The sequence below is a fragment of the Candidatus Nitrospira nitrificans genome, from assembly GCF_001458775.1.
In the GTDB taxonomy this organism is placed as follows: domain Bacteria; phylum Nitrospirota; class Nitrospiria; order Nitrospirales; family Nitrospiraceae; genus Nitrospira_D; species Nitrospira_D nitrificans.
The window spans coordinates 280,773-302,452 of record NZ_CZPZ01000001.1; the positions used below are offsets into that span (position 1 = coordinate 280,773).

General features: G+C 53.2%; 20 protein-coding genes. All 20 read right to left on the reverse strand.

The features are described from left to right. Positions 1-124 precede the first annotated feature (124 nt). The gene (locus COMA2_RS01240; protein ID WP_245630798.1) at positions 125-1,270 is read right to left on the reverse strand and encodes a glycosyltransferase family 2 protein; all 1,146 of its coding nucleotides are present in this window, start codon (positions 1,268-1,270) and stop codon (positions 125-127) included. After that, positions 1,267-2,535, reverse strand: coding sequence for a DegT/DnrJ/EryC1/StrS family aminotransferase (locus COMA2_RS01245; RefSeq protein ID WP_090893916.1), 1,269 nt, complete (start codon positions 2,533-2,535; stop codon positions 1,267-1,269). The genes COMA2_RS01240 and COMA2_RS01245 overlap by 4 nt, the downstream gene beginning before the upstream one ends. Continuing rightward, positions 2,532-3,611 (reverse strand): FemAB family XrtA/PEP-CTERM system-associated protein, encoded by a 1,080-nt coding sequence (locus tag COMA2_RS01250; RefSeq protein WP_090893918.1) that lies wholly within the window; start codon positions 3,609-3,611, stop codon positions 2,532-2,534. Before COMA2_RS01250 ends, COMA2_RS01245 begins: the two co-directional genes overlap by 4 nt. Further along, on the reverse strand, positions 3,608-4,981 hold the full coding sequence (locus tag COMA2_RS01255; RefSeq protein ID WP_090893919.1) for a glycosyltransferase: 1,374 nt from the start codon (positions 4,979-4,981) through the stop codon (positions 3,608-3,610). The genes COMA2_RS01250 and COMA2_RS01255 overlap by 4 nt, the downstream gene beginning before the upstream one ends. A 515-nt stretch (positions 4,982-5,496) precedes the next feature. After that, positions 5,497-6,093, reverse strand: a complete 597-nt coding sequence (locus tag COMA2_RS01260; protein WP_175304320.1) for a sterol desaturase family protein — start codon at positions 6,091-6,093, stop codon at positions 5,497-5,499. After that, positions 6,065-6,565 (reverse strand): hypothetical protein, encoded by a 501-nt coding sequence (locus COMA2_RS19990; RefSeq protein ID WP_175304321.1) that lies wholly within the window; start codon positions 6,563-6,565, stop codon positions 6,065-6,067. The genes COMA2_RS01260 and COMA2_RS19990 overlap by 29 nt, the downstream gene beginning before the upstream one ends. A 64-nt stretch (positions 6,566-6,629) precedes the next feature. Next, a complete protein-coding gene (locus COMA2_RS01265; RefSeq protein WP_175304322.1) occupies positions 6,630-8,480 on the reverse strand; it encodes a ThuA domain-containing protein in 1,851 nt (616 codons plus the stop codon). Between the two features lie 59 nt (positions 8,481-8,539). Further along, positions 8,540-10,066 (reverse strand): hypothetical protein, encoded by a 1,527-nt coding sequence (locus tag COMA2_RS01270; RefSeq protein ID WP_139076954.1) that lies wholly within the window; start codon positions 10,064-10,066, stop codon positions 8,540-8,542. A gap of 172 nt (positions 10,067-10,238) precedes the next feature. Beyond that, on the reverse strand, positions 10,239-11,741 hold the full coding sequence (locus tag COMA2_RS01275) for a lipopolysaccharide biosynthesis protein (protein WP_090893926.1): 1,503 nt from the start codon (positions 11,739-11,741) through the stop codon (positions 10,239-10,241). 67 nt (positions 11,742-11,808) lie between these two features. Beyond that, positions 11,809-12,708, reverse strand: coding sequence for a glycosyltransferase family 2 protein (locus COMA2_RS01280; RefSeq protein WP_090893928.1), 900 nt, complete (start codon positions 12,706-12,708; stop codon positions 11,809-11,811). 27 nt (positions 12,709-12,735) lie between these two features. Beyond that, positions 12,736-13,392 (reverse strand): PIG-L deacetylase family protein, encoded by a 657-nt coding sequence (locus tag COMA2_RS01285; RefSeq protein ID WP_090893930.1) that lies wholly within the window; start codon positions 13,390-13,392, stop codon positions 12,736-12,738. Between the two features lie 15 nt (positions 13,393-13,407). Continuing rightward, positions 13,408-14,199 (reverse strand): sugar phosphate nucleotidyltransferase, encoded by a 792-nt coding sequence (locus COMA2_RS01290; RefSeq protein WP_090893932.1) that lies wholly within the window; start codon positions 14,197-14,199, stop codon positions 13,408-13,410. A gap of 28 nt (positions 14,200-14,227) precedes the next feature. Continuing rightward, the gene (locus COMA2_RS01295; RefSeq protein ID WP_090893934.1) at positions 14,228-15,196 is read right to left on the reverse strand and encodes a hypothetical protein; all 969 of its coding nucleotides are present in this window, start codon (positions 15,194-15,196) and stop codon (positions 14,228-14,230) included. A gap of 45 nt (positions 15,197-15,241) precedes the next feature. Then, complete coding sequence (locus COMA2_RS01300; protein ID WP_090893936.1) at positions 15,242-15,505, reverse strand: hypothetical protein; 264 nt, start codon at positions 15,503-15,505, stop codon at positions 15,242-15,244. Beyond that, positions 15,502-16,854 carry a DUF4910 domain-containing protein gene (locus COMA2_RS01305; RefSeq protein WP_090893938.1) on the reverse strand — a complete coding sequence of 451 codons (1,353 nt, stop codon included), beginning with the start codon at positions 16,852-16,854 and terminating at the stop codon, positions 15,502-15,504. Before COMA2_RS01305 ends, COMA2_RS01300 begins: the two co-directional genes overlap by 4 nt. A gap of 19 nt (positions 16,855-16,873) precedes the next feature. After that, positions 16,874-18,109 carry a class I SAM-dependent methyltransferase gene (locus tag COMA2_RS01310; protein ID WP_090893940.1) on the reverse strand — a complete coding sequence of 412 codons (1,236 nt, stop codon included), beginning with the start codon at positions 18,107-18,109 and terminating at the stop codon, positions 16,874-16,876. Positions 18,110-18,381: 272 nt separating this feature from the next. Continuing rightward, the gene (locus COMA2_RS19995; RefSeq protein ID WP_175304323.1) at positions 18,382-18,534 is read right to left on the reverse strand and encodes a DUF5989 family protein; all 153 of its coding nucleotides are present in this window, start codon (positions 18,532-18,534) and stop codon (positions 18,382-18,384) included. A gap of 30 nt (positions 18,535-18,564) precedes the next feature. Continuing rightward, complete coding sequence (locus tag COMA2_RS01315; protein ID WP_090893942.1) at positions 18,565-18,951, reverse strand: SxtJ family membrane protein; 387 nt, start codon at positions 18,949-18,951, stop codon at positions 18,565-18,567. 25 nt (positions 18,952-18,976) lie between these two features. Next, positions 18,977-20,821 carry a carbamoyltransferase family protein gene (locus COMA2_RS01320; RefSeq protein WP_090893944.1) on the reverse strand — a complete coding sequence of 615 codons (1,845 nt, stop codon included), beginning with the start codon at positions 20,819-20,821 and terminating at the stop codon, positions 18,977-18,979. Positions 20,822-21,128: 307 nt separating this feature from the next. Continuing rightward, positions 21,129-21,668 (reverse strand): transcription termination/antitermination NusG family protein, encoded by a 540-nt coding sequence (locus COMA2_RS01325; RefSeq protein WP_090893946.1) that lies wholly within the window; start codon positions 21,666-21,668, stop codon positions 21,129-21,131. Positions 21,669-21,680: the final 12 nt, after the last annotated feature.

The window sequence follows — 21,680 nt, forward strand, 5'->3', positions numbered from 1 at the left end:
TCTTCAAGGGGAAGCACCCGATGGTATGTCAGGATAGAGACCTTCCCCCTTAACGGGGAAAGGCAGCCAGGCATGCGAGAATATAATCCGGCCGCACCTTGACGAACCCAGGATTTCAATCTATTTATCGCTTGGACGGTTCCCATACCACCACCCGCTCCCCGGACCAATACAGAATCCAGGCTTTGAGAATTGATGCATTCACGAGCAGAAAAAATGCCGCCAAACGGATGACGGACCATTGTTGAAGCGGACGAATGAGGAGCCCACACAACGCCGCTCCATAGAAAAGCGCATGCGCGTAAAACATCCCCTGATAGAACGCGTGAGTGGAAGCTAAGATCGCATTGGCAACGAAGGCCGTCAGCATCTCGAACGGCACCAGCCATCGGCATAGCTTATGGCTGACGAGCTGCCACGCAAACGTCGCGTGCGCAAAGGGGTTTACCAAACTCAAGCTTTTCATAAACACAGAAATACCGCGCAAAACCGTCCGCACCTTCCGATCAAACTCTTTTCGTTCATCGGCAATATTCCTGTAGTATCCGATGCTGTCCGGATCAGCCACTCCGCGCAGACCCATGCGCATGCTGTTCAACACCGTATTGAAATCGCTCTGCAGATCTTCCGACCAAGCCTGTCTACACACCGCGCTTCTTGCGGCAAAGAACGATCCGCTGAGGCCCACAAGCGAATTGACGCGAGACTCGAGCGAGCGAAGAAACATTTCATACTTGACATACGCGCCTTCCCCGCTGGGACAGCCGTTCTGATCGATGAAACGATCCACACTGCTCACGCAGCCCACCGACGGATCGTGAAAGTTTCTGACGATATTTTTGATCGCCTCTTCGGGCAGGATTGTCGCGACGTCCGAGAACACCAGAATCTCTCCCGCTGCTTCATCGACAGCCAGTTTCTGTGCCGCTTCTTTGCCGTTTCGTTGCGGAGCACGCACCAATCGAACCCCCCGAGATCCGTACGACCGAACAATCGCATCCGTCCCATCAGATGAATAATCCGATGCCACCAGGACTTCAAGCTTCTCTTTCGGATAGGCCAGCTTGAGCGTGTTATCCAGTTTTTCCGCGATCCGCTTTTCCTCATTGTAGGCCGTAATGACGAACGAGACGGAGAACGGAGCTTCACCTTTCTTGACCGGCTGACTCCGGATCAGCGCCAACACACGCAAGACCAAAGGGTAACCCACGTAGGCATATCCCATCAGTCCGATGGACAACCAGAACAGAATTTCCATGGCCGGCATCATGCTTTCATCTTCGTAGCCGGAACCGAATCAGCAGGCAAGGCCGGTGGCTTTCCGGCGAATCGGTCCTTATTATCAACCACTCCTTGAAGAGCGCCGGCAATATTCAGAATATCTTGATGCGTCACGTAGTGATGCACCGGACATGTCACCATTCGATCAGCCAGGACCTGCGCCCCTGGAAATCGGCCGGTCCCACAGGTCGATCGCAAGGCCGGGATTTCAGATATCGGCGACGGATAGAGACCGCTCACCCCCAGGCCTGAGGCAGCACTCACCTGGCATGCCCGCGCTTTCATTTCGGCTGAAGGAAAGATCACGGGAACGCGAAGATAGGGAGTTGCCTCGCGACACGTCGGCCCGAGCCTTCCGAGCGAAGTCCGCAGAGCATCAAGCATCTCTCGGCTATGGCGCACCCGCTCGACATTGGACTGTTCCAACCGCGACCGCCACGATGCGAGAAGACCCGCTCGCATGCCGTCCAGACGGCATAATGAAAAATCCGACTCAAACTTCGTTTCTCCTAGTCCAAGAAACGGCAGCCCGGCCGGCAGCCAATAGAGAGAAGGTCGAATGAGAATAGCCGTTGCCACCGCTTCGCCAAACGCTTGCACTTGGCTGATCCAGGATGTTTCTGGAATCTGTTTGCATTGCTGCGCCAGCGCCGAACCTAACGAGTCCGAATTGGTGAGAATCACTCCGCCCGATCCTGCTGTCACGTTCTTTCCACGCCCTAAACTGAAAAACCCGACATCAGCCTGAGTGCCCAGCCAACGGTTTCCCTGCGTCCCGCCCATGGCTTGAGCCGCATCTTCCACCACCGGAATCTCGTAGCGGCAGGCAATCCTCTTGGTTCGAAGGATGTCTGCCGCCTGGCCGAGCAAATGCGGGCTCACGATGCAGAGAATGTCACCGCTCACCAGCGCCTCCAGATCAGAGAATCGATAGTCCAATGTCTCAGGATCAACATCACAAGGCACCACATCACATCCGGCCCGAAGAATCGCCGAGGGTACGGAAAAACAGGTATAGGCCGGCACGATCACCTTCCGTCGGGAGGAGGCTGCAGCCAACACCTGGAGGATCGTTGTCAGCGCGGCTTTTCCTGACGACAGCGCAAACGCATACTTCACCCCGAAGTACCGAGCAAATTCCATTTCCCGGCGCGCCCGCGCACGCCTTCCCTGAAACAGCCCCCACCCCCCTCGCATCACATCGAGCCATGAGACCGGCGCGGCAGTGGGAGCCAGATATCGCTGGATTTTCATGGAAGATACTTCGCAACCCAGGGTCCGACGGTGGTCGTCACTGGCACAGGAAGCTGTTGCCAGACTCGAATAGCCAGCGCATATTTGGGATTCTGTGGATTCAATTCAGGCAGCGGGCCGCCATCGCGCAGCCAATAATGCCAATACAGCTGAACCGGCTTGGCTCCCCACTGTTCTTTGAAACGATACGTCCCGCTGTCCTTGGTGGAACGGCCGAAGTCAAAGACCCGGTACCCCTGCTCGCAGGCATATTTCAGCAACGATCCATACAGCAACATGTTCGGCGCCAATTTGGCAAACCGGCGGTCGGAAGAGGCCCACGGGATCTCCAACGTTTGCCGAAACCCATAGACCAGTCCGGCAGCCACCGTATCGGCACCCAACCAAACCGCACAAATCTTCGCGTCCTTGGGGAAGGACCGGAGAATATCCGCAAAGAAATATTTCCCGTACACCGGTGTCCCGAGATCTCGCATATTTCGCGCAAATACCGCATAGAAATCATCCAACAGATCCAACCCGCCCATCTGCACTGTCATACCCTCTTTTAATCCACGCCGGACCTGGCTCCGCAGTTTTGGAGGAAAAGCCTTCATCAGTTCATCAAAGTGCGCGGGCAAGTCGAGTCGCATCGAGACTTTGTGATCTTTACACGGCCACGGCAATTTTGCTTCGGCCTCGTGCCGTAACTCAATATGCGTCGCGCCCAATTCCATGGCCGCGACGACTGCCGCTTCCACCAATGCGCTCCTGGATTGCTCTCCGTCCGCCAATACGCCGCCATAGTTCACATACGGCACCGATACGAGAAATTGGCCGAACAGGGGGCTTTTCAACAACACCAGCGGGAGAACTCCTCTGATCTCACCCCGATCGTCCCGCGCCATGAGATACACGGTGCGATGCCCAAACGTGCGTTCAATGACCTGGCGCCATGCCACTAAATGATAACCAGTCCCCTCCGAATGATCGCACACATACCGATCCCATACCCCTTGCTCCTCGGTGTGCTGAATACGGGATACCGTCAACCCGATGCTCCCTGCTCCATCCTGTCCGAATCCTGCATCATTCATCGGGATTTCTCCTGAACGGCATTATCCAATACATCGGCTAAGTGTCCGGAGAGAACGGCGTAATTGAACCGTTCCGTATCGGCAGGATCCGGGGGCGCAAGGCTTGTCCGGTCATTCATCAGTTCCATCAAGGTTCGTTTGGCCTCGGACACACGGTTTGGACAGCATTGGCCAAGCCGATGTCGATGGACAAGGTTAGCTGTGGCGCCTTCCCCCCCGAGCACAAACAATGGGCGGCCCGCAGTCACATATTCATAGATCTTGGCCGGCACCTGCAGCGGATAGTCGGGCTGAAGGATCAACAACACATCGGACTTCGCCATTTCCTTCATGCAGGCCTGATGCGGAATGGAGGGAACTCGCTGCAGTACTCCACGCTCTTCCAACGACTTGGCGAGCTGGTTGCAAATCGGATCGTCCACATCCCACGCGCCAACGAACCGAAGGGTCAGGCGGGAACGATCCAGTGCGCCCTCGCTCATCAGCGCTTGTACTGCTTGCAACAACGCAAGAGGATTCCGATTGCCATACACCGTGCCAAAATGGGAGAACTTCAGCACGCTTGAGGAATTCGCGACGGCATTGTCGATCGCAGGATGGAGTGCCATCTCTTGAGCATATCCGTTCGTGATGGCCACGAATTTAGTCTGCCATTGAGGGTATTGTTCGCAAAAACGAATTCTGAGTTCTTCAGTGTTCAGGATCACACGGCTCGCCGCCTCACAGACTGATTGTTCGAGTCGCGCGGCTCGCCGATGCAAAAGCGCGGACGAGAAAAACTCATGCCCGCCAACCCAAGGATCTCGAAAATCAGCCACGAAAGGCACCTCCCATTGCTGCGCAAGCCGCTTCCCCACCAGCAGGCTTGTCCAGGGACCTCCGGTTGCCCAGACAATGTCCGGACGTTTGGCGTCACTTTGTGCTGCCATTGCCCGTACAGCCGGTCCATACCAGCTGCTCTGGGGGTCGGGGAAATTCAACCAGGCATCAAACACAAAACGCCGCGCCCTGGCGAACGCCGACTCCCGCTGGTCTGCACCGTCATTCAAATCGGCACGACCCGGCCTGGCAGCTTGAGACAAAAACGTCCTGGTCTTGCAATTGACCATCCGTTTGAGCCGATCCCGATAGGTCAGCAGACGCCCAAGGAGGTTGCCGTGTTGCACTCGAATGACATCGGTCTCAGCTGGAACCCGCTGAAGCAGATCGGCATCCGAGGCTTGAGGCGGAAGCGCCGACGCATGATCCGTTGCCAACACGCTCGGCATCCAGCCATACGACGGAAGATGCCGGCAGAAATTGAGCGGTCTCATCGCTCCGGTTGCGGCGATGGGAGGGAAGTAATACGCAATCATGAAAACCTTTCTCATGTTTCAACCTTCTCACGTCTTCTCCCGGATGACGACGGATGCCATGGAGAAATTATCCACGACATGTGATCTGGAAAAGTCCTCTTAGGATTTCTGGAATATCCATAAGCGCCGCGAGGCCTCAAGCGAATCGATCCTGACATCGTTCACGGAGAATACTTTCTCGGGATCAACACCTTCGGCTTGCAGATTCACCATGCCGGTTTCTTCCGTCACAAACAGATAGTCGAAGATTAAAGACTTAACCAGGCCCGTTCTTTGTAGCCCACGAATGTTCCCAGCATGCACGGTGAAAGATGAAGTAGGACCAGGCCTGCGGCATGCTCCCTGGATCCGTCGATACGGATTCCCGCCACAGAAACATCCACATGCAAGCTGCCAAGGCAGGCCCTGTGCGCCGATGATAATTACCGTTACTTGTGAACCATTATCGGATAGTCACGCGAGGGTCGATGAACAGTACGTGAAGGCGACGTCCTTCGGCAGGAAGGAACTCACCCCATTGGCCGGCCTTCTCAATCACGCTTGGCTGACACCCCGCCGATCGTGACCGCCCTGGCTTCCCGCTTCCCTAAGATATATCTCGCCGCCTTCACAACGGGAAGAACATAGAGTTTCGACACCGTGGAAAAGTCTTCGGAATTGGCATTGACGATTCCGAGCTGAAGTGATTCCTTTTCACGCGGGATGTAGAGCGTCCCGAATAAGGCATCCCATATGGAAAATACAAAGCCGAAGTTTTTGTCCCAATGCTTCGGGGCCTTGCTGTGGTGAATCTGATGCTGGGCCGGGCTCTGGAATACCCAGCTGACTATGGGGCCATAAGAAAGCCAGATGTGAGAGTGCCGCAAATGATGTCCTGCCATGTAAAAAAAGAACGTAAATGCATTCAATCCGAGTATCGTGAGCTCCCCCACCGGCTCGCCGCTCGTTGTCGTATAGGTTACGGCAACCAACGCCGTAATTATGGATATGACGACGCTTGCCATCAACGCATCGATTGGATGCCCTCGATAAACCGTCACCGGCGTCAAGACCTCGGCCGAATGGTGAATCTGGTGAAATATCCAAAACAGCGGAATCTTATGGGCGAGGTAGTGCCCAAAGAACACTCCAAAGTCCCCCCACAAGCAGGGCCACGAATGCAACCATGACCGGGTCAGTCTGGATCGGCGATACAAATCCCAACCACGTCGATTGGCTGACATAGAAGGCTGCCTTATAAGACAACAGGGTCATCCCGGAGAACATGGGTCCATAGGTCAGGGATTTGATGGTCATATCGATCGCTACAAACTTGTAGTCGACGATTGCAGACGGATGCCACCATACTTCACGGGGAAATATGAATCTCGCCAACGAAACACCGTCACCGAGTGTTCTCTTACGCTTTTCGAAGGCATAGACTCCCATGCCGACAAGGAAGCTTGCTCCGAAATATATCCAATTAAATTTGCTTTCCAATTGAAAGAACATCCGAATTCCAAGCGTAGCGGCATTCACGAACGCATCCCATGATTGGTACGGCTCACTCATGTATTCAATGACTTTCCCGACAAGCCACGCAATGCCGTCAGTGATCATGTTGACCTATGCCTTTTCAGCTGGTACGTAATCGGAAATGTTGGATCACCAAAACCTCAGTACACTACGAATGCTCCGTTGAGAACCGTGCAGCATACTGTATCCCACCCCATACATGATTCTTGAAATGATGATCGGCCCAGCTCTCAGGGCTGGCCCCTCCTGCCGTATACCAGGATCGTCCGCCGTCATACTCGTGATACCAGGCGACCGGGTGATCTCCTCTCATATTTCCACCTTCATATGTGCTCTCATCGAGCGTGAGAAGAACTGTCACTCCGTTCTCGCGAGGATTTGGAGAGAAATCGTACCACTCATCAAGACGCTCCCAAGCCTTCGGCAGTTCCTTCGTTGAAACATGGGCACTCTCTTCAACCTGGACAACTCCTCTCACAGTGGCCGAATGACTCCCGCCATACCGGGCGCCAAGCAATTTCCCATACCAAGACCAATTTGATTCCGTATCCGCGGCTGAGTGGATGCCGACGAATCCACCACCCGCTTTGATGTACCGTTCAAATGCAGCTCGCTGATCGGGGTTTAGAATTTCTCCTTGGGTCGATAAAAAGATCACGGCTTTATATCGAGCCAATACGGCATCCTCAAGCATATGGGCATCGCTGGTATCATCGACCTCAATCCCCTTCTTCCGCGCCATCTCCCTGATGACCCTGATCGCATCCGGAATGCTTTCATGAAACGCGATATCCGTTTTCCAAAACACCAGCAGCCGGGACGCTGCCGAGCGAGGCTGGCCCAATGTGGTTAACCCATTTTCCCATACCTCGACATTGCCCTGGTCGAAGGTAACGGTCCCAGCGATATCTTGATCCCCATCGCCGTCAAGATCACCAACAACGACATTGTGAAGAAAGGGAATGCCTACCACTTGCCGGCCCCACGGCCTTCTCTGGTCTTTTTGATGGTACACCAGCAATCTGCCGCCTCCCCTAAACTCAGAGGTCACAATATCGAGCAGATTGTCGCCGTCCATATCCACCAATTGAAGAGCATGGGCTGAATCGACGGGCCCCTCGTCCACGACATGTTCTTCCCAATGACCCGATCCGTCTCCGGAGTTCTTAAACCACGAGATCTTTCCGGCTTTTTCTGAAACGGACATCACAATATCCGGTCTCCCGTCGCCGTCTATATCTCCGGTATCGATAGCGGCATACTCGTTCCAGGTTCCGAACAAGTGTGTTTTCCATTCCTTCGTCAGCACGTTTCCATGGGGATTTTCCAACCAGACACCCGGCGCAATGATGTCCGGAAAGGTATCTCCGTTGAGATCTTTCACCGCGAGTCCATTGCGCCCGGCTCCGGGTTCCAGCGTCTTCATAGACCAAAATCCGGACGGGTCGTGGATCAGCAGAGTCACCAGAGAGTTCGATTCGCCGCGCATGATGATGTCGAGGTTGCCGTCCTTATTGAAGTCAGCCAGCACAATATTATGATTCGTCGCTGCTGCACCAATCGAATGAAGAGGCCATAACGCCGCGACGTTTCCCTTTGGACGAGGATTTTCCAGCCAGACATCTCCAATCACGATATCGACGTCTCCATCATTGTCGATGTCGCCGAGAGCGATTCCACTCTGAGTAGAGTATGAGTCGCGTGAACTAATGATCGCCTTGTCCGGTCCTCCACTCTTGTACATGACCAATGGGCCATGACTTCCGGCCACAATGAAATCGCCGATGCCATCTCCGTCGAAATCACCGACGGCCTTCGCCCAGGGATTAGTCGGACTTTGCCGGTCAATGACGTGCTGACTAACGGGATATCGATAATTGATCAGATCGACCTTCTTGGAGCTGTCTATCTTGTTTTTCACCACCGGATACAGCTTGAAAGCCAGCAGTCCGACTGTGATACAAAGTCCAACCATCAACCCTGTTCTAGCGATCCCCATCTGATTATTCCTCGTAGTTCCATGCGCCATGATTGTGACAAGTCGGCCGATCATTCAGGTTAAAAAAACCGCGCATCAGCCAGAAAGCATTCCGGCGTACCTGCTCTCCGCATCCTCATCGTCTGCGCCCAATACTTGACGCGCCACGGCACATATCGTGCCGCAGTCACGATCGCATCGTTGAGCCAATGCTGGTTAATGGGCACTGATAATATCGTTGGCCCTGCAGCAAGTTCGGCGATTCGCCGCAAGAGAATGTGCGGGGGCTTTCTATATTCCACGTCAACACCCAGCGCGAGCTCCATCAGCTTTCGGCAGTTATAGGGAGAACTGGTGTCACAGCCAACGGCGTCAAACCCCGTTGCGCCAAGAGACACCCAATTACCTTGGCGATGCTCCCAATAGATGAGGTCGAGTAGAGAAACATTGAGATTCATAGGCGCTCCAGCAAGCCATTCTGCAAACGCTTGTAAGGCTACGGCATTCGCTTGATAGCCCGTGACGCAGGCAAGAAGCGGTGGATCAATAACCGCGGGCAGTTTTCCCTCCCGGTAGTAAAAGGTCCTTGTCACTTCTCCCATTGCTCCGATCAAAAGATAATAATTGGGGAAATGTTGCCCGTACGTAGGAATATGGTTGGCACCTTGATCCCAATACATCTCGGCCGTGTTTCGGAGGAAGGTGCGCCAGAATCGTTCATCAAATGGGAGGGATCGAAGGTAGGAGACCTCCAATCCGTATTTCCTGGCAACCTGCTTGGAGAGTAGCTTGTCGTAATACAGGGTATTGGGCGCATCGATTAAGTAGAGCGGGAGTTTTCCACGGAGTTCTTTCGCGCAGGCAAACGACACGCGGCTTTCGTATCCCCCGGTCAGCGGAAGAGCGACATTACCTCTTGTCGCAACAGCAGCGATCAGTCCATGAATGATATCAGCCATCTCTGCGGCCGCATCATCCAGTGTTTTTGGCACCACATCCCCGGACGGCCAAAAGCGATGGACGGTCCGGCGGCCAAGATCCAAATAATGGTTGGGAAGGAGCTGGCGGACATGGAGATACGGGGTCACCTCACACACCCATGAGTTTTGATAGTGCGACTTCTTAAATTGCAGCACTATCTTCTCATCAGCGACAATTCCAAGGCTGTCCTCAAATAAGCTCGGTTCTGAAGCGATCCAAATTTCTCTTGAGCCAGGCTCCCCATACCAGAACGTGGACTTATGCCCGCCTGCGTCGTGATAGACACGCCTTTCACCGCTGAGTTCGACAAAGACGACCCAGCGGCCGCCAACTATCGACAGGGCCCTTTCCAGAGCCGCAAAATCTTTCCCGGCGGCAAGCAGATTATTTATGATCTGGCCGTTTGTGTACTCACAATGCAGAGGGTCCAGAATGTGCCCGAGACAAACGATGCGCCCCTGCTGATTCGAGGCCTCTGTAACTTCAAGCTCGAGATGACAACCGATGATACAGGCATTAGAAAACCGTATTTGCCGCCACATCGCAAACTGTCGCGGCAACGACGGACCGGCAATGTATTGGCGGCGATACAACAACTGAGAATCAAACATTGAATGGTCGGGCATGGAAAAACTTTGTTCAAGATATCAAAACAGAGTATCAGTCATTGCGCACATCAGTTATCTACTCCCACGCACCGCTCCGCCAACAGCATCGACAACAAGCAGAAACAGCACTCTCGCCTGCATGCGAGAGCTCTCTTGCAACACGGAAGACTGCGCCTGCAAGCTCACGGAACTATTCCTTTCTGTTTTCCCGAATAAACTGCAAGAGCAGTACTAGCCGGCGGCGGTGAAATAATTGCACTGACATGAGATACGCGGCGCCACCAACCAGAATCTCTATACCCAAGTGGATCATCAGCGGCCAATCAGCAGGGATTGCATGCTGAATTCCGAGGATGCAGGCTGCCATGAGAACAATGCTGGAGAGCGCCGGCCATAGCGCGCGAAGATAGCCCCACAGTGATAGCTGAGTCGCACACAGCACATACCGATAGGGTTGAATAAATGCGAGCGGCTGCACGAGAACCCAGGCCCAGGCTAATCCGATAACCCCCCAGTGGCTCCCGATCCAGAACCCCACAGGATAGGTTGCAACACAGTACAGCCCGTTCAACATCGCCATCCTTGAGTTCCCTGTGACATACAAGAGAGGCGCGATTAATCCGAAAATCGACCGCACCCCTGCCCAGCACGCCAGGATTTCCAATGGAGCGATCACTCCGCTCCATTTATCTCCCAGCACGACCAGAATAAAATCATGGGCGATAAGGGACATTCCCACTCCCATGGGCCACACGATTAATGCGAGTGCTTCCGTCAGCAACAGCAAATAGCGCCGCATTGCTCCGACATCGTGTTGCACCGTCGAATAGAACGCCGGCATGACGCGACTTAATAGTGCCGTCACCTTGTCCTGCGGCACATTGGCTAATGTGCCTGCAAATGAATAGGTACCGACAAGCGCTTGCCCCAACACCCGCCCGGCAATGAAGATGTCGGAGTTGCTGGACACGTACCAGGAAATACGGCTTATCAATACGTGAGAACTGAATCGAATAGCCTCCTTGAGGGACTGCCACGACGGCTTAGCGTACGTGAGGGGATGACTCAGGCAAATGACACTTGTTGCGCCAACTTGACCAGCCAGGCCGCCTAATACCAACGCCCAGTATCCGGCCCCACTCCAAGCAAGCAGGACCGTGGTCAGCATGGCCAGCAGTGATTGTCCCCCCTCTAGAAATGCCAAAAGCTTGAAGCGTAATTCTTTCTCGAGTAACGCACTCGGAACCGATCGCATGGAGAGAACAACTAACCCAGCTCCCATGGCTATCATAATGGGTGTTACTTCTGGAGCATCAAAGAATCGTCCTACTGGAATCGCTATGGCACAGGACAAGAGAAAACCGCCCACGCCGAACAAACTGGCAAGGCTATGAATCTGTGATATGTGCTCCTTCGTAAGGTGCCGCAACGCCACCACCGCCGCACCCAATCCGAACTCGTTCAAGAGGGTAATGAGACCCAACACTGCCGTAGCCATGGCCACCACACCATAGTCTTCAGGAACCAAGAGACGCGCCACGACAATAGTGGAGAGCCAGGAGAGGATTTGACTCAGCCACTTCACCGCGCCAGTCCAGGCCAGCCCGCGAACTAATACGCGATCAAGCGACGACCCCACGGCAGTCGTGGATGGCGATTCGGAGGTGGAGGCGGATACGATCGGTTGCATCATTTCCTGAAGATATGGTGAATGAAGTGCTCAGACGGAACGAGATAGGCCTATGCGTAAGATCGACTCATTATCGAGCGGCCCCGCGCCCTCGGGGATTCATCAAGAGAACCACTTCCTGCACGTATTGGTCGCGCGCCGCAATCATCTCTCGCATCAGGAACAGAAGCAGCCTGGCGCGCTCTCGCACAGTAAGCGGGGCATGCAGCAGTGCCTGCATGCCTTCAAACAGGTGCCGCCACAAACGTGCAAAGGTTTTTTTGCGTACGATCTTCGGATCCATGAATGCCTGTATGCCCTCCAGCGATTGTATGCTGCTGGACGCCCCTGGATGCATCCGTCGGAAAAACAACCGCTGGTCGATTTCGTGAAACTGCCCGAACAGTGCCAGTTCCGTCACGAACACGACATCGGCGCCGGGGAAGCTCCTAATCAGGCGCGTCTGCCGGAGCACGCTGGTCCTCATTAATCCATAAATGACATTCGTCAAGCCGATCTGTTTGACTGCGGCTTTATATCGCTCTACCGGACTGGCTTGCCTGAGGTCGAGGTTGTCTTCATACGGCTGAATGACATGCCCCTGCGCATCGATGAGCGTCGTCTTCGGATAGCACAGGACGGCTTCAGGATGTTGATCGAGCACCTGGACGCAGCATGCGAGGGATTCGGGAGCGAATAGGTCGTCAGCAGGAGCCCACCGAAAATACCGTCCCCGCGCGAGATCGAGAACGTGCTTGTAATTCCATGCCGCACCCCGGTTGCATTCGCTCCGAACGACTCGGATGCGATCGTCTCGCCGGGCGTACGATTCGGCGATTGCGATCGATCCATCGACAGACGCATTATCGGAAATAATCAATTCAAAATCGGTACACGTCTGGTTCAGAATGGAATCCAAAGTCTGAGAAAGAAAGCCCTCGCCGTTGTAAACCGGCAATCCAATACTGACAAGAGGCACACATTCGGTCATGCTGCAAGGTTCCTCGGCGTCACTCCATCACCCGACCACCCACTTCCGACTGTAGAACGCTTCCGCATACCGCCCGCTGCCGTTTGCCTCAATCCCTCGCAACCGGAGCATCGCCAAAAATGTATCGCTGCTGAACCATTGCTTGCCCTGCTGACTGGGAAACCCTTGGACGATGTACGCCGCCTTCCGCCTCGCCAGAAGGTTCGGGAGGGACACGAAGAAATTGGGAATGCCCATATCGCCGTCATATTTTGGAATTTCGTACTCGAGAATGCAGTGCCGGCGGAAGGTATTCCACGTGAATTGATTAATCACACGGTGATCCTGATGCAGGTCGTCTCGGTAATGAGTGAAAACCAAATCCGGTGAGACCTTCTGTTTCAGTTGCTCGAAATATCGTTTTATCGATCGGCCGCAGTAGGGAAACACACTCTCGTGGAATGTCTTGACGATGATCGTTTTTTTTGAGGCGCCCGCCAGAAATCGGGCGGCACTCGCCAGTGCCTCTTTCTTCCTGACCCGGCTGGCACTAAAGACCACCCAGACAACCTCCACATCAGGATGCGTGTTGAGCAAATACAAGAGAGTTCCACCGCAACCAATCTCAATATCATCCGAGTGAGCTCCTAGACACAGCACGGTACACTTCGAACCCGGCGTAGATTTCTGCAATAACGGAATCATAGTTTTTCCGTTTCGCTACCGAGACCCACCGGATTGTTTCCAAATGAGCCAGGGAGCCCGTTCTTTCGCGTACATTTCATCGAGCACCTGCTTGTCCTTGAACGTATCCATACTGGCCCAGAACCCGTCATACCGGTACCCCACTAACTTCTGTTCCTTGATGAGCCGCTGAAACGGTTCTTGCACGAGTTCCTCACCAGGCTGTATAAAATCAAAAATAGCCGAAGTGAACAGCATATAGCCGCCGTTGATGCGCAGGCTAGACTGACTCATCTCTTCCACGCCAGACACCAGCCCATTTTCCCGGGCTGTCACCATGTGATAACTCAACCTCGGAGCGACGCTCACAAAGCTTCCCACGGCCTTCATCCGACGGAAGTGCGCCAGCTGATCCGGCAATGGAAGATCGGTCAGGCCATCGCTATAGTTGGCGATGAACTCTTGATCGTTCCCCAGGTATTTTCTCACTGCAATCAGGCGTTGAGCGATATTCGCATTGGTCCCCGTATCAGCGAACGTGATGCGCCAATCCTGAATATCCTTGTTGATTAAATCGAGCTTCTTGCCGCCTTGCGACATGACAAAATCATTCGACGCACATTCGCTGTAGTTGAGAAAATAGTTCTTCACGACGTCCGCGCCGTGGCCAAGACAGAGGATGAACTCTGTATGCCCGTAATGGGCATAATACTTCATGACATGCCATAAAACGGGACGATACCCGATGGGGACCATCGGCTTGGGGATGTTTTCGGAATACTCCCGAATCCGCATTCCGAACCCTCCGCAAAACAATACGACTTTCATGAGCCGCCCTCTCGTTCAGATGGATTCCTCAAGAGACCTTCTCGAGCCAGGCTTCGCGCCAGAATAGATATTCCGTTCTAGGGCAGAGTTTTTGATAATCCGCGTGGCACAGCACTCCGTCGAGCATGATACAAGGCGCTTGTTCCGTCATATGAATCATCTTTCCGGTTTTCTGGTCGATAAGACGGTATGCGCGCGTCACGACGCGATATTCTCCCTCGCAATATCGAAACATGCCGACATCGAAACGCAATCCTCTGGTTTTGCCGTAGCCATCCAGCGTCTTCATGATATCGTCCGGCTTTTTTACGCGAACAAGATCACCTGTCTGCAGGTTAAGATTGACGACAGGTGTTTTCTTAAGCAAGCCTGGCTCCATATAGGGGAATCCTACGCCGCCTCGTTTCTTCTGTGCCCAATTGAAGATATCAAGAAGAAGCGTGCGCACAACTTCTTTGAGGGTTCGATTTCCGCACGTCACGTCCGCCGCATAGTGGCGGATATCCCACCAAGCCATGGGAAGGCTGGCTTTCTTCATCTCTGTGATCAAGCACATATATGTCGGCTCGTCACCTGACTCGACCTGAACGACACGCTTAACACGTGCCGCCAACTCGTGGTATGCCGAGTCCGGCTGATTGCCTGATCCCTTGGCGTAGGCCGAGGTGAATTCGACATCGGTTCCGGCGGAAACTTTTCTTAGCCAGGCTTCCTTCCAAAACAACAGACAACCGGCCTGACACTCGCCATGGGAGGACCCGTCGCAACGAAGCCCCTCAAGCATCACCGTGTCTCTCACGCGCCGAAAGCCCTGTTTACTGATCGTGTCGCAGGTCTTTGTGGCTCGCTTGAACACTTGAAACCGCCGGCCGATGAACGGCAACATTTCCGGCATGAAGGGTAGTGACTCCATGGTTCCCCGTTCATCTAGCGTCCGGAGAATTTCTTGAGCGCTCAGGACTTCAACCCAATCTCCGACGACCAAGCTACCTGCCATCTCGACGCCTCCTCCACAATACCCTCGCATCGCAGGTCACATCGCTTACTCGAAAACCGCTCGTCCCTTTGCATCATAACGCAGGGCCAATACCCCGCCGGCTGCGATGCTGTATCCTACCAACGCACCAGCCAGGCACAGGACGCCTGCCACGATACGAATCGGGAACGGCAGGAGCAGCACTGCTTGCATCCCGGTCCAATCCACCACAGCGGCACCTAGGAGCATGGCTCCAACGCACAAACATCCCGTTCCGGCCATTGCCGCCATGACAGCGGTCTTTGCATAACTGCGTCGATACTGCTTCATGAATTGCTTCCCTTTGCTTCTACCTGACCTCCCCCCACTTCTTCGAGCAATCCATGTTCACTCAACAGGTCGGCGGCATGCCGTACCTGCCGAAATGACAGGCCAGACCGATCCGCGATGTCTAACAGTGCGTGTGAGCCATCGGAAAGATTAAGCGTCCAGAGGAGTGGAAGCTCATTCCCTCGCCCGCCCCCGGCCAATCCTCCCATAGCGCCATACAATCCTCGTTTGCCTAATTGTGGTTCGCCATTCGGCGACAGACTCCGAAAGACTCTGTTGCCTTCCAGCACATAACAAATCTCCATACATTTGCGATAAGAATCCGCCAAGGAGCTGGGTTTGACACACTCAAGGTTGTCCGCGGACGTATGGTATTCTGGGAAACGTGCCCCTGTTGAACGCATGAAACATCCGACCGGTAGGTTAAAGCCGGGAGAACAATATTGACGTTCGTCGTATCCGTAAGGAACAAACTTGAAGATTTCATAGGGCTGACCGCTGTGCTTCAGCACATGTGCAACAACGCGATCGATCTCCGCTGTTTCCCGGCGGCTGCACTTGTACGTAGAGCACCCGATATCCCCAAGTGCAACCAACACAACACCGTGCCGGATTCTTCCGCAAACTTCCTGGTTTTGAGCCAGCCAGGCCAGAGACCCTATCTGAGCCGGAACAAAGAGAAACCGATAGGTATAGCGCCGTTTCGGCATAGCCTCGATGGCCTTGGCCAGATAAGCGGCGATAACAATCCCTGAGAGATTATCGTTGCACAAGGACGGATGGCAGATATGCGTAGAAAATAAAATCTCGTCGGCCTGCTCGCCGGAAATCACACATTCTCCATACGTCATCGCACCATTGGACAAGGTAGAATCGATGCGGACCTCATATCGATCTTCAGTTAGCTTGACCAGATCGTTGTGGGCGATTGAAAATCCCCAATTCGGTTTGTAATACGAGGCTCGTTGCGGGATCCAGTCGGGATGTTCCGGGAGTGAATAGAGTCGCGGCAGCAATTCAGCCAGACTCATGGTCTCTGACACGGGCACGCTGTAGCCCATGACGTGCAAATTCGACTTTTGAAAATCAACAACGCGATCGCCTTTTGAGTTTTTGATATAGGCATCTCTGATATTCCACTCTTGCGGAATGGTCCAATCAAAGACGGTCGTCCCTGTCGGCACTTCATGGATGACGAGCGGAATCACGTCATTGAGTATGCGCAAGGTCTGACGAACTCCGTTGCCTGTCAGACTGCGGCAAATCGGATAGAGCTCAGCCATAAGCTGATGCATCTGTGCGCCCATGTTAGCTTGTTCATCCCCCCGCCAAGCATCCGGGACAATCATCGATTACTCCACTTGAGCACTAATTACACACTCGCACTTCAGGAATCGGGACGACAAATTGACCGCCCCATTCGCGAATGAAGGCCATTTGCTGCATCACCTCGTCCCGAAAATTCCATGGCAGGATGAACACATAGTCCGGCTTGGTTTCTTGAATCTTTTCCGGAGCATAAATCGGTATATGCGTACCCGGCAGAAACTTCCCTTGCTTATACGGATTGCGGTCCACGGTGTATTCAATGAAATCTGAGCGTATCCCGCAATAATTGAGGAGCGTATTGCCTTTGCCAGGAGCTCCATATCCGACGATGACGTTTCCTTTTCGTTTCGCCTCGATCAAGAACTCCAATAACTTTCGCTTGGTCTCCTTGACCCGCTCCCCAAACAACGCGTATGTTTCTGCTCGTTCAAAACCAGCCGTTTGCTCACGCCGCTTTAACTCACTATATCGATCCGTCATGCGATGGGTCGTGTCATCGGCATGATGGGCATAGATACGGAGAGATCCTCCGTGCGTCGACAGTTCTTCCACGTCGAACAATTCCAGACCATGTGCGGCAAATACGCGCTCCGCGGACAGGAGCGAAAAATAAAAGAAATGTTCGTGGTAAATGGTATCAAACTGATTCTCTTCCATCAGCTTCATCAAATGTGGAAACTCGATGGTGACGACACCCTGCGGCGCCAACAACAGTTTCATGCCGCCGACGAAATCGTTCAAATCCGGCACCTGAGCCAGAACATTGTTTCCCGCGATAAGATCGCCCTTTTTCCCCTGCTCAACTAATTCGGCCGCAGTCTGTTTCCCGAAAAACTTCACCAGCGTCGGCACATTCTTTTTTCGTGCGACTTCCGCTACGTTGGCCGCCGGTTCGATCCCTAAGACGGGAATGCCCTTGGCGACAAAATGCTGCAGTAAATAACCATCGTTGCTCGCAAGTTCCACCACAAAACTCTTGGCAGTGAGCTGAAGTCGTTCCGCGATCATCTCGGTGTAGTTTTTTGCATGCTGCACCCAGCTGTCCGCGTAAGAGGAAAAGTATGCATACTCGGTGAAGATATCCGACGGGCTGACATATTCGTGGAGTTGCACAAGCCAGCATTGCTCACAGACATATACGTGCAAGGGATAAAACGGCTCCATATTGTCAAGGTGATCTTGGCTCACATAGCTTTCACAGAGCGGATGCATTCCAAGATCGACGAAGGTCCGGCGCAACGGTGTCTTACAAAATAAACAAGCATTGCTTCCCATGACTACCTTCCCTTTCCTTCGTTGTGGATCCGTTCAAACAGGCACCTGCGCTGGCGTGCTTCGCTTCAGGACCGGCAACCATTCAAGATAATCGGTCAACCACCCATCCTCCTTGAACTTTCTCAGGACATTGAGACGCATGAAACTCGATTCGCGATACGCCTGATCGGCAAATCCGTCCCGTTCCAACCCATCTTTCGATTCTAAGATCGCGGTGCGCAGATCCGACAGCGGCTATGGCGCGTTCAGTCTGAGCCAAAACTGCAGCCTCCTTAAAACAACGTGTAGATGAACGGTGCAACTGCCGATCCCTGTGTCAATACGATGAGACTTCCCAGCAGCACCAACACCAGTACAATGGGCAACAGCCAAAACTTCTTGCGTTCTTTCATGAAGGCCCACAGTTCCCCTACGAACTCGCCCATGCTTCACCTCCTTGGCACGCGATCGACGAATTAGAACTGAAATTTCATGTGACTTCTTGCTCGTGGTGTCCGAATTACGCGATACGTGGAGCTTGATTCAGAAAAAGCTTGCCGCACTGTGTTCTTTCCCATTAGCCGGAAGATCAAACCGATGGGGGTAATCAATCCATAAAATACGATGCTCAACAAAATCCTGGTATTGATCCACCCCAACACATGGCCGACCCACATCCAGCCCGTATGAAGAGGGCGGAGCAGTTGAGGAACGATCGCTCCCAGTAGAACCAGGAGCCCTCCCCCTCCAATAACCCATTCCCGCATCGGCTCGCCCCGAAATATCAAGGGCCATAGTCCAATAACGCAAAACACCGCCCCCACCAATAACCCAAAACTCCGAAGGTCTTTTGTTGTTGCCATGTGATTCACGTGTTCCTCGCTCAGATTAGTCGAGAGCAAACTCCTGTTTCCAATCCGTATCCCTTTCCAACGGTTTCTGGTCTTCCTTCTTCAGTACGCAGTTTTCCAACACCAAGACATCCATTTCGGTTCGCATGAAGCAGCGGAAGGCATCTTCCGGTGTACAGACGATCGGCTCTCCGCGCACATTGAAGGAAGTGTTAACCAATGTGGCATATCCGGTCTTCTCCTCGAAGGCCTTCAGCAAATAATAGTAGCGAGGATTCGTATCTTCGTGGACTGTCTGAATTCTTGCCGAATAGTCGATATGCGTGACCGCTGGAATATCCGACCGGAGAACGTTGAGGAGTTCGATTCCCCACAGTCCTTTTTCACTCGGGTTGAAAGGCAACCTGCGCTTCTCTTGCACGGGTGCCACCAAAAGCATATAGGGGCTGTCACAATCCATTTGGAAGTAACTATTCACTCGTTCACGTAGGACTGACGGAGCGAAGGGTCTGAACGATTCTCGATACTTGATCTTGAGATTCATGACGGACTGCATCTTCGTATTGCGTGCATCTCCCAAAATACTCCGCCCACCCAATGACCGCGGCCCAAATTCCATGCGACCTTGAAACCAGCCCACGACTTTGCCCCTGGCAAGCTCCTCCGCCACCCGAGTGAATAGATCCTGCTCATCCAGTCGTACATAGGCAGCGCCGACTTGTTTGAGCCTTAACTCAACCTCGTTGTTGCTGAAAGCTGGTCCCAGATAACTGCCTTTCATCTGGTCTTTGACGTTATTCACAGTTCTTGGTTTATTTTCATACAGATGCCACGCGCTCAGCGCCGCGCCCAAGGCGCCCCCAGCGTCACCCGCTGCTGGCTGAATCCATATACCCTTGAATGGCCCCTCGCGTAAGACCCTTCCATTGCCCACACAATTCAGTGCTACCCCTCCAGCCATGCAGAGATAGTCGACACCCATCTCGCGGTGCATGGTCCTGGAAAGTCGTAACATCACTTCTTCGGTGACTTCTTGAATTGAGCGAGCCAAGTCCATTTCTCGTTGGGACAACTTCGATTCCGGTTGGCGAGGCGGGCCGCCGAATACTTCATCAAACTTCCGGCTAGTCATGGTAAGCCCGGTGCAGTAATTGAAGTACTCCATGTTCAGGCGAAACGTCCCATCTGGCTTCAAATCCAGAAGGTGCTCATAGATAGCTTTCACATACTTTGGCTCTCCATAGGGAGCCAGACCCATCACCTTATATTCCCCTGAATTAACCTTGAAGCCGGTGTAGTAGGTGAATGCCGAGTACAAGAGCCCCAGCGAGTGGGGAAAGGGAATTTCCCACAACGGCGTCAGCGTGTTCCCTTCACCAAGCCATGCAGAGGTTGTCGCCCATTCCCCAACCCCGTCCATACAGAGCACGCCGGCTTTCTGGTAGGGGGAGGCGAAGAATGCGGAGGCGGCATGAGATTCATGGTGTTCGTCGAACAAAAATTCAGGCAACTGCGCCCGATCCATCCCCTCGCCACATGTCAGGACCTCCTTCTGAAGCAACTTCCTCAAAAACAGCTTCTCTTTGAGCCACACGGGCATGGCGGCGAGAAATGACTGAATGCCTTTGGGTGAGAATCCTACGTATGTTTCCAGAAGTCGTTCGAACTTAATAAGGGGTTTGTCATAGAACACTACGTATTTGACATCCGTGATCCCAATGCCTGCTTGGGTAAGGCAGAATCGCACTGCATAATGCGGAAAACTCGAATCATGCTTCTTACGTGTGAACCGTTCTTCCTGCGCGGCTGCAATAATTTCTCCGTCACGAACTAGACAAGCTGCACTGTCATGATAGAACGCCGAAATGCCTAGTATATACATTGCCTTCTTTGCTCCAAAATCTAGATCTAGCTGACAGGGTTCTCTTCGACTCGATGTTTCAACTTTGCGATCTCGGCTGCAGCCTCACGGTCAAACTACCATTGCGCTTTAGTAGTGAAGTTTGTACTGCACAGCTCAGGCTACCGCCCATCCGATGTCAGACACCGGGTCTTTTAAATAGGCGACGTTCGACCAACTTGCAAGCTCCCAGGATCCTTGATCGAAAAAGGAACGAGATCAAAGTCCATCAAGAAACGCTGTCGGCTTCTACACCTAAACAGAACAGAACTTTCAAGCTTTAATTTTTTCAGGCATTGACCACCCCTCGAAGGTCAATAACAACTCGCGCCTGATAGGAAATGGCCTTCAACAGTAACACCACACGAGACGTCCCGTTCAGCTTTTTCTCAAAGACTGCGTCCAACCCGCACAACGGTCCATCGTGAATTCGGACGGCTCTGCCTGGCACAAACGTGCCATCAGCAATTTCGATGACACCATTCACAGCTTGTCCCTTGATTGAATCGATGATCAAATCGTCCACAATGGCGGGATCTGCGCCAAATGAGACCACGCTCTTGACCCCAGTGGCATAACTGACCGCGCGATGCTGAGCCGGCATCGCACACCGTACAAAGAGATATCCTGGAAACAAAGGCGTGGCTAATTTTCGATTCACCACGGACATGGGCTTGCCTTCGATCAGCATCGGAAGAAACACTTCCACCCCAAGCCGCTGAAGATTAGCCTCTGCAAACGCTTCGCAACGAGGCTTCGTTCTTACTGCATACCAAGACTTGGTCATGACCTCCGCCCGGAACCGTTCTTCTCCCACGTACTTCACCATCCGCTTCGGTGT

Bases quoted from the DNA above. Each gene is read 5' to 3' on its own strand.
- COMA2_RS01240 (WP_245630798.1), bottom strand. From the start codon at position 1,270: ATGATGCCGGCCATGGAAATTCTGTTCTGGTTGTCCATCGGACTGATG.
- COMA2_RS01245 (WP_090893916.1), bottom strand. From the start codon at position 2,535: ATGAAAATCCAGCGATATCTGGCTCCCACTGCCGCGCCGGTCTCATGG.
- COMA2_RS01250 (WP_090893918.1), bottom strand. From the start codon at position 3,611: ATGAATGATGCAGGATTCGGACAGGATGGAGCAGGGAGCATCGGGTTG.
- COMA2_RS01255 (WP_090893919.1), bottom strand. From the start codon at position 4,981: ATGAGAAAGGTTTTCATGATTGCGTATTACTTCCCTCCCATCGCCGCA.
- COMA2_RS19990 (WP_175304321.1), bottom strand. From the start codon at position 6,565: ATGATCACTGACGGCATTGCGTGGCTTGTCGGGAAAGTCATTGAATAC.
- COMA2_RS01265 (WP_175304322.1), bottom strand. From the start codon at position 8,480: ATGGGGATCGCTAGAACAGGGTTGATGGTTGGACTTTGTATCACAGTC.
- COMA2_RS01270 (WP_139076954.1), bottom strand. From the start codon at position 10,066: ATGCCCGACCATTCAATGTTTGATTCTCAGTTGTTGTATCGCCGCCAA.
- COMA2_RS01275 (WP_090893926.1), bottom strand. From the start codon at position 11,741: ATGATGCAACCGATCGTATCCGCCTCCACCTCCGAATCGCCATCCACG.
- COMA2_RS01280 (WP_090893928.1), bottom strand. From the start codon at position 12,708: ATGACCGAATGTGTGCCTCTTGTCAGTATTGGATTGCCGGTTTACAAC.
- COMA2_RS01285 (WP_090893930.1), bottom strand. From the start codon at position 13,392: ATGATTCCGTTATTGCAGAAATCTACGCCGGGTTCGAAGTGTACCGTG.
- COMA2_RS01290 (WP_090893932.1), bottom strand. From the start codon at position 14,199: ATGAAAGTCGTATTGTTTTGCGGAGGGTTCGGAATGCGGATTCGGGAG.
- COMA2_RS01295 (WP_090893934.1), bottom strand. From the start codon at position 15,196: ATGGCAGGTAGCTTGGTCGTCGGAGATTGGGTTGAAGTCCTGAGCGCT.
- COMA2_RS01300 (WP_090893936.1), bottom strand. From the start codon at position 15,505: ATGAAGCAGTATCGACGCAGTTATGCAAAGACCGCTGTCATGGCGGCA.
- COMA2_RS01305 (WP_090893938.1), bottom strand. From the start codon at position 16,854: ATGATTGTCCCGGATGCTTGGCGGGGGGATGAACAAGCTAACATGGGC.
- COMA2_RS01310 (WP_090893940.1), bottom strand. From the start codon at position 18,109: ATGGGAAGCAATGCTTGTTTATTTTGTAAGACACCGTTGCGCCGGACC.
- COMA2_RS19995 (WP_175304323.1), bottom strand. From the start codon at position 18,534: ATGGGCGAGTTCGTAGGGGAACTGTGGGCCTTCATGAAAGAACGCAAG.
- COMA2_RS01315 (WP_090893942.1), bottom strand. From the start codon at position 18,951: ATGGCAACAACAAAAGACCTTCGGAGTTTTGGGTTATTGGTGGGGGCG.
- COMA2_RS01320 (WP_090893944.1), bottom strand. From the start codon at position 20,821: ATGTATATACTAGGCATTTCGGCGTTCTATCATGACAGTGCAGCTTGT.
- COMA2_RS01325 (WP_090893946.1), bottom strand. From the start codon at position 21,668: ATGGTGAAGTACGTGGGAGAAGAACGGTTCCGGGCGGAGGTCATGACC.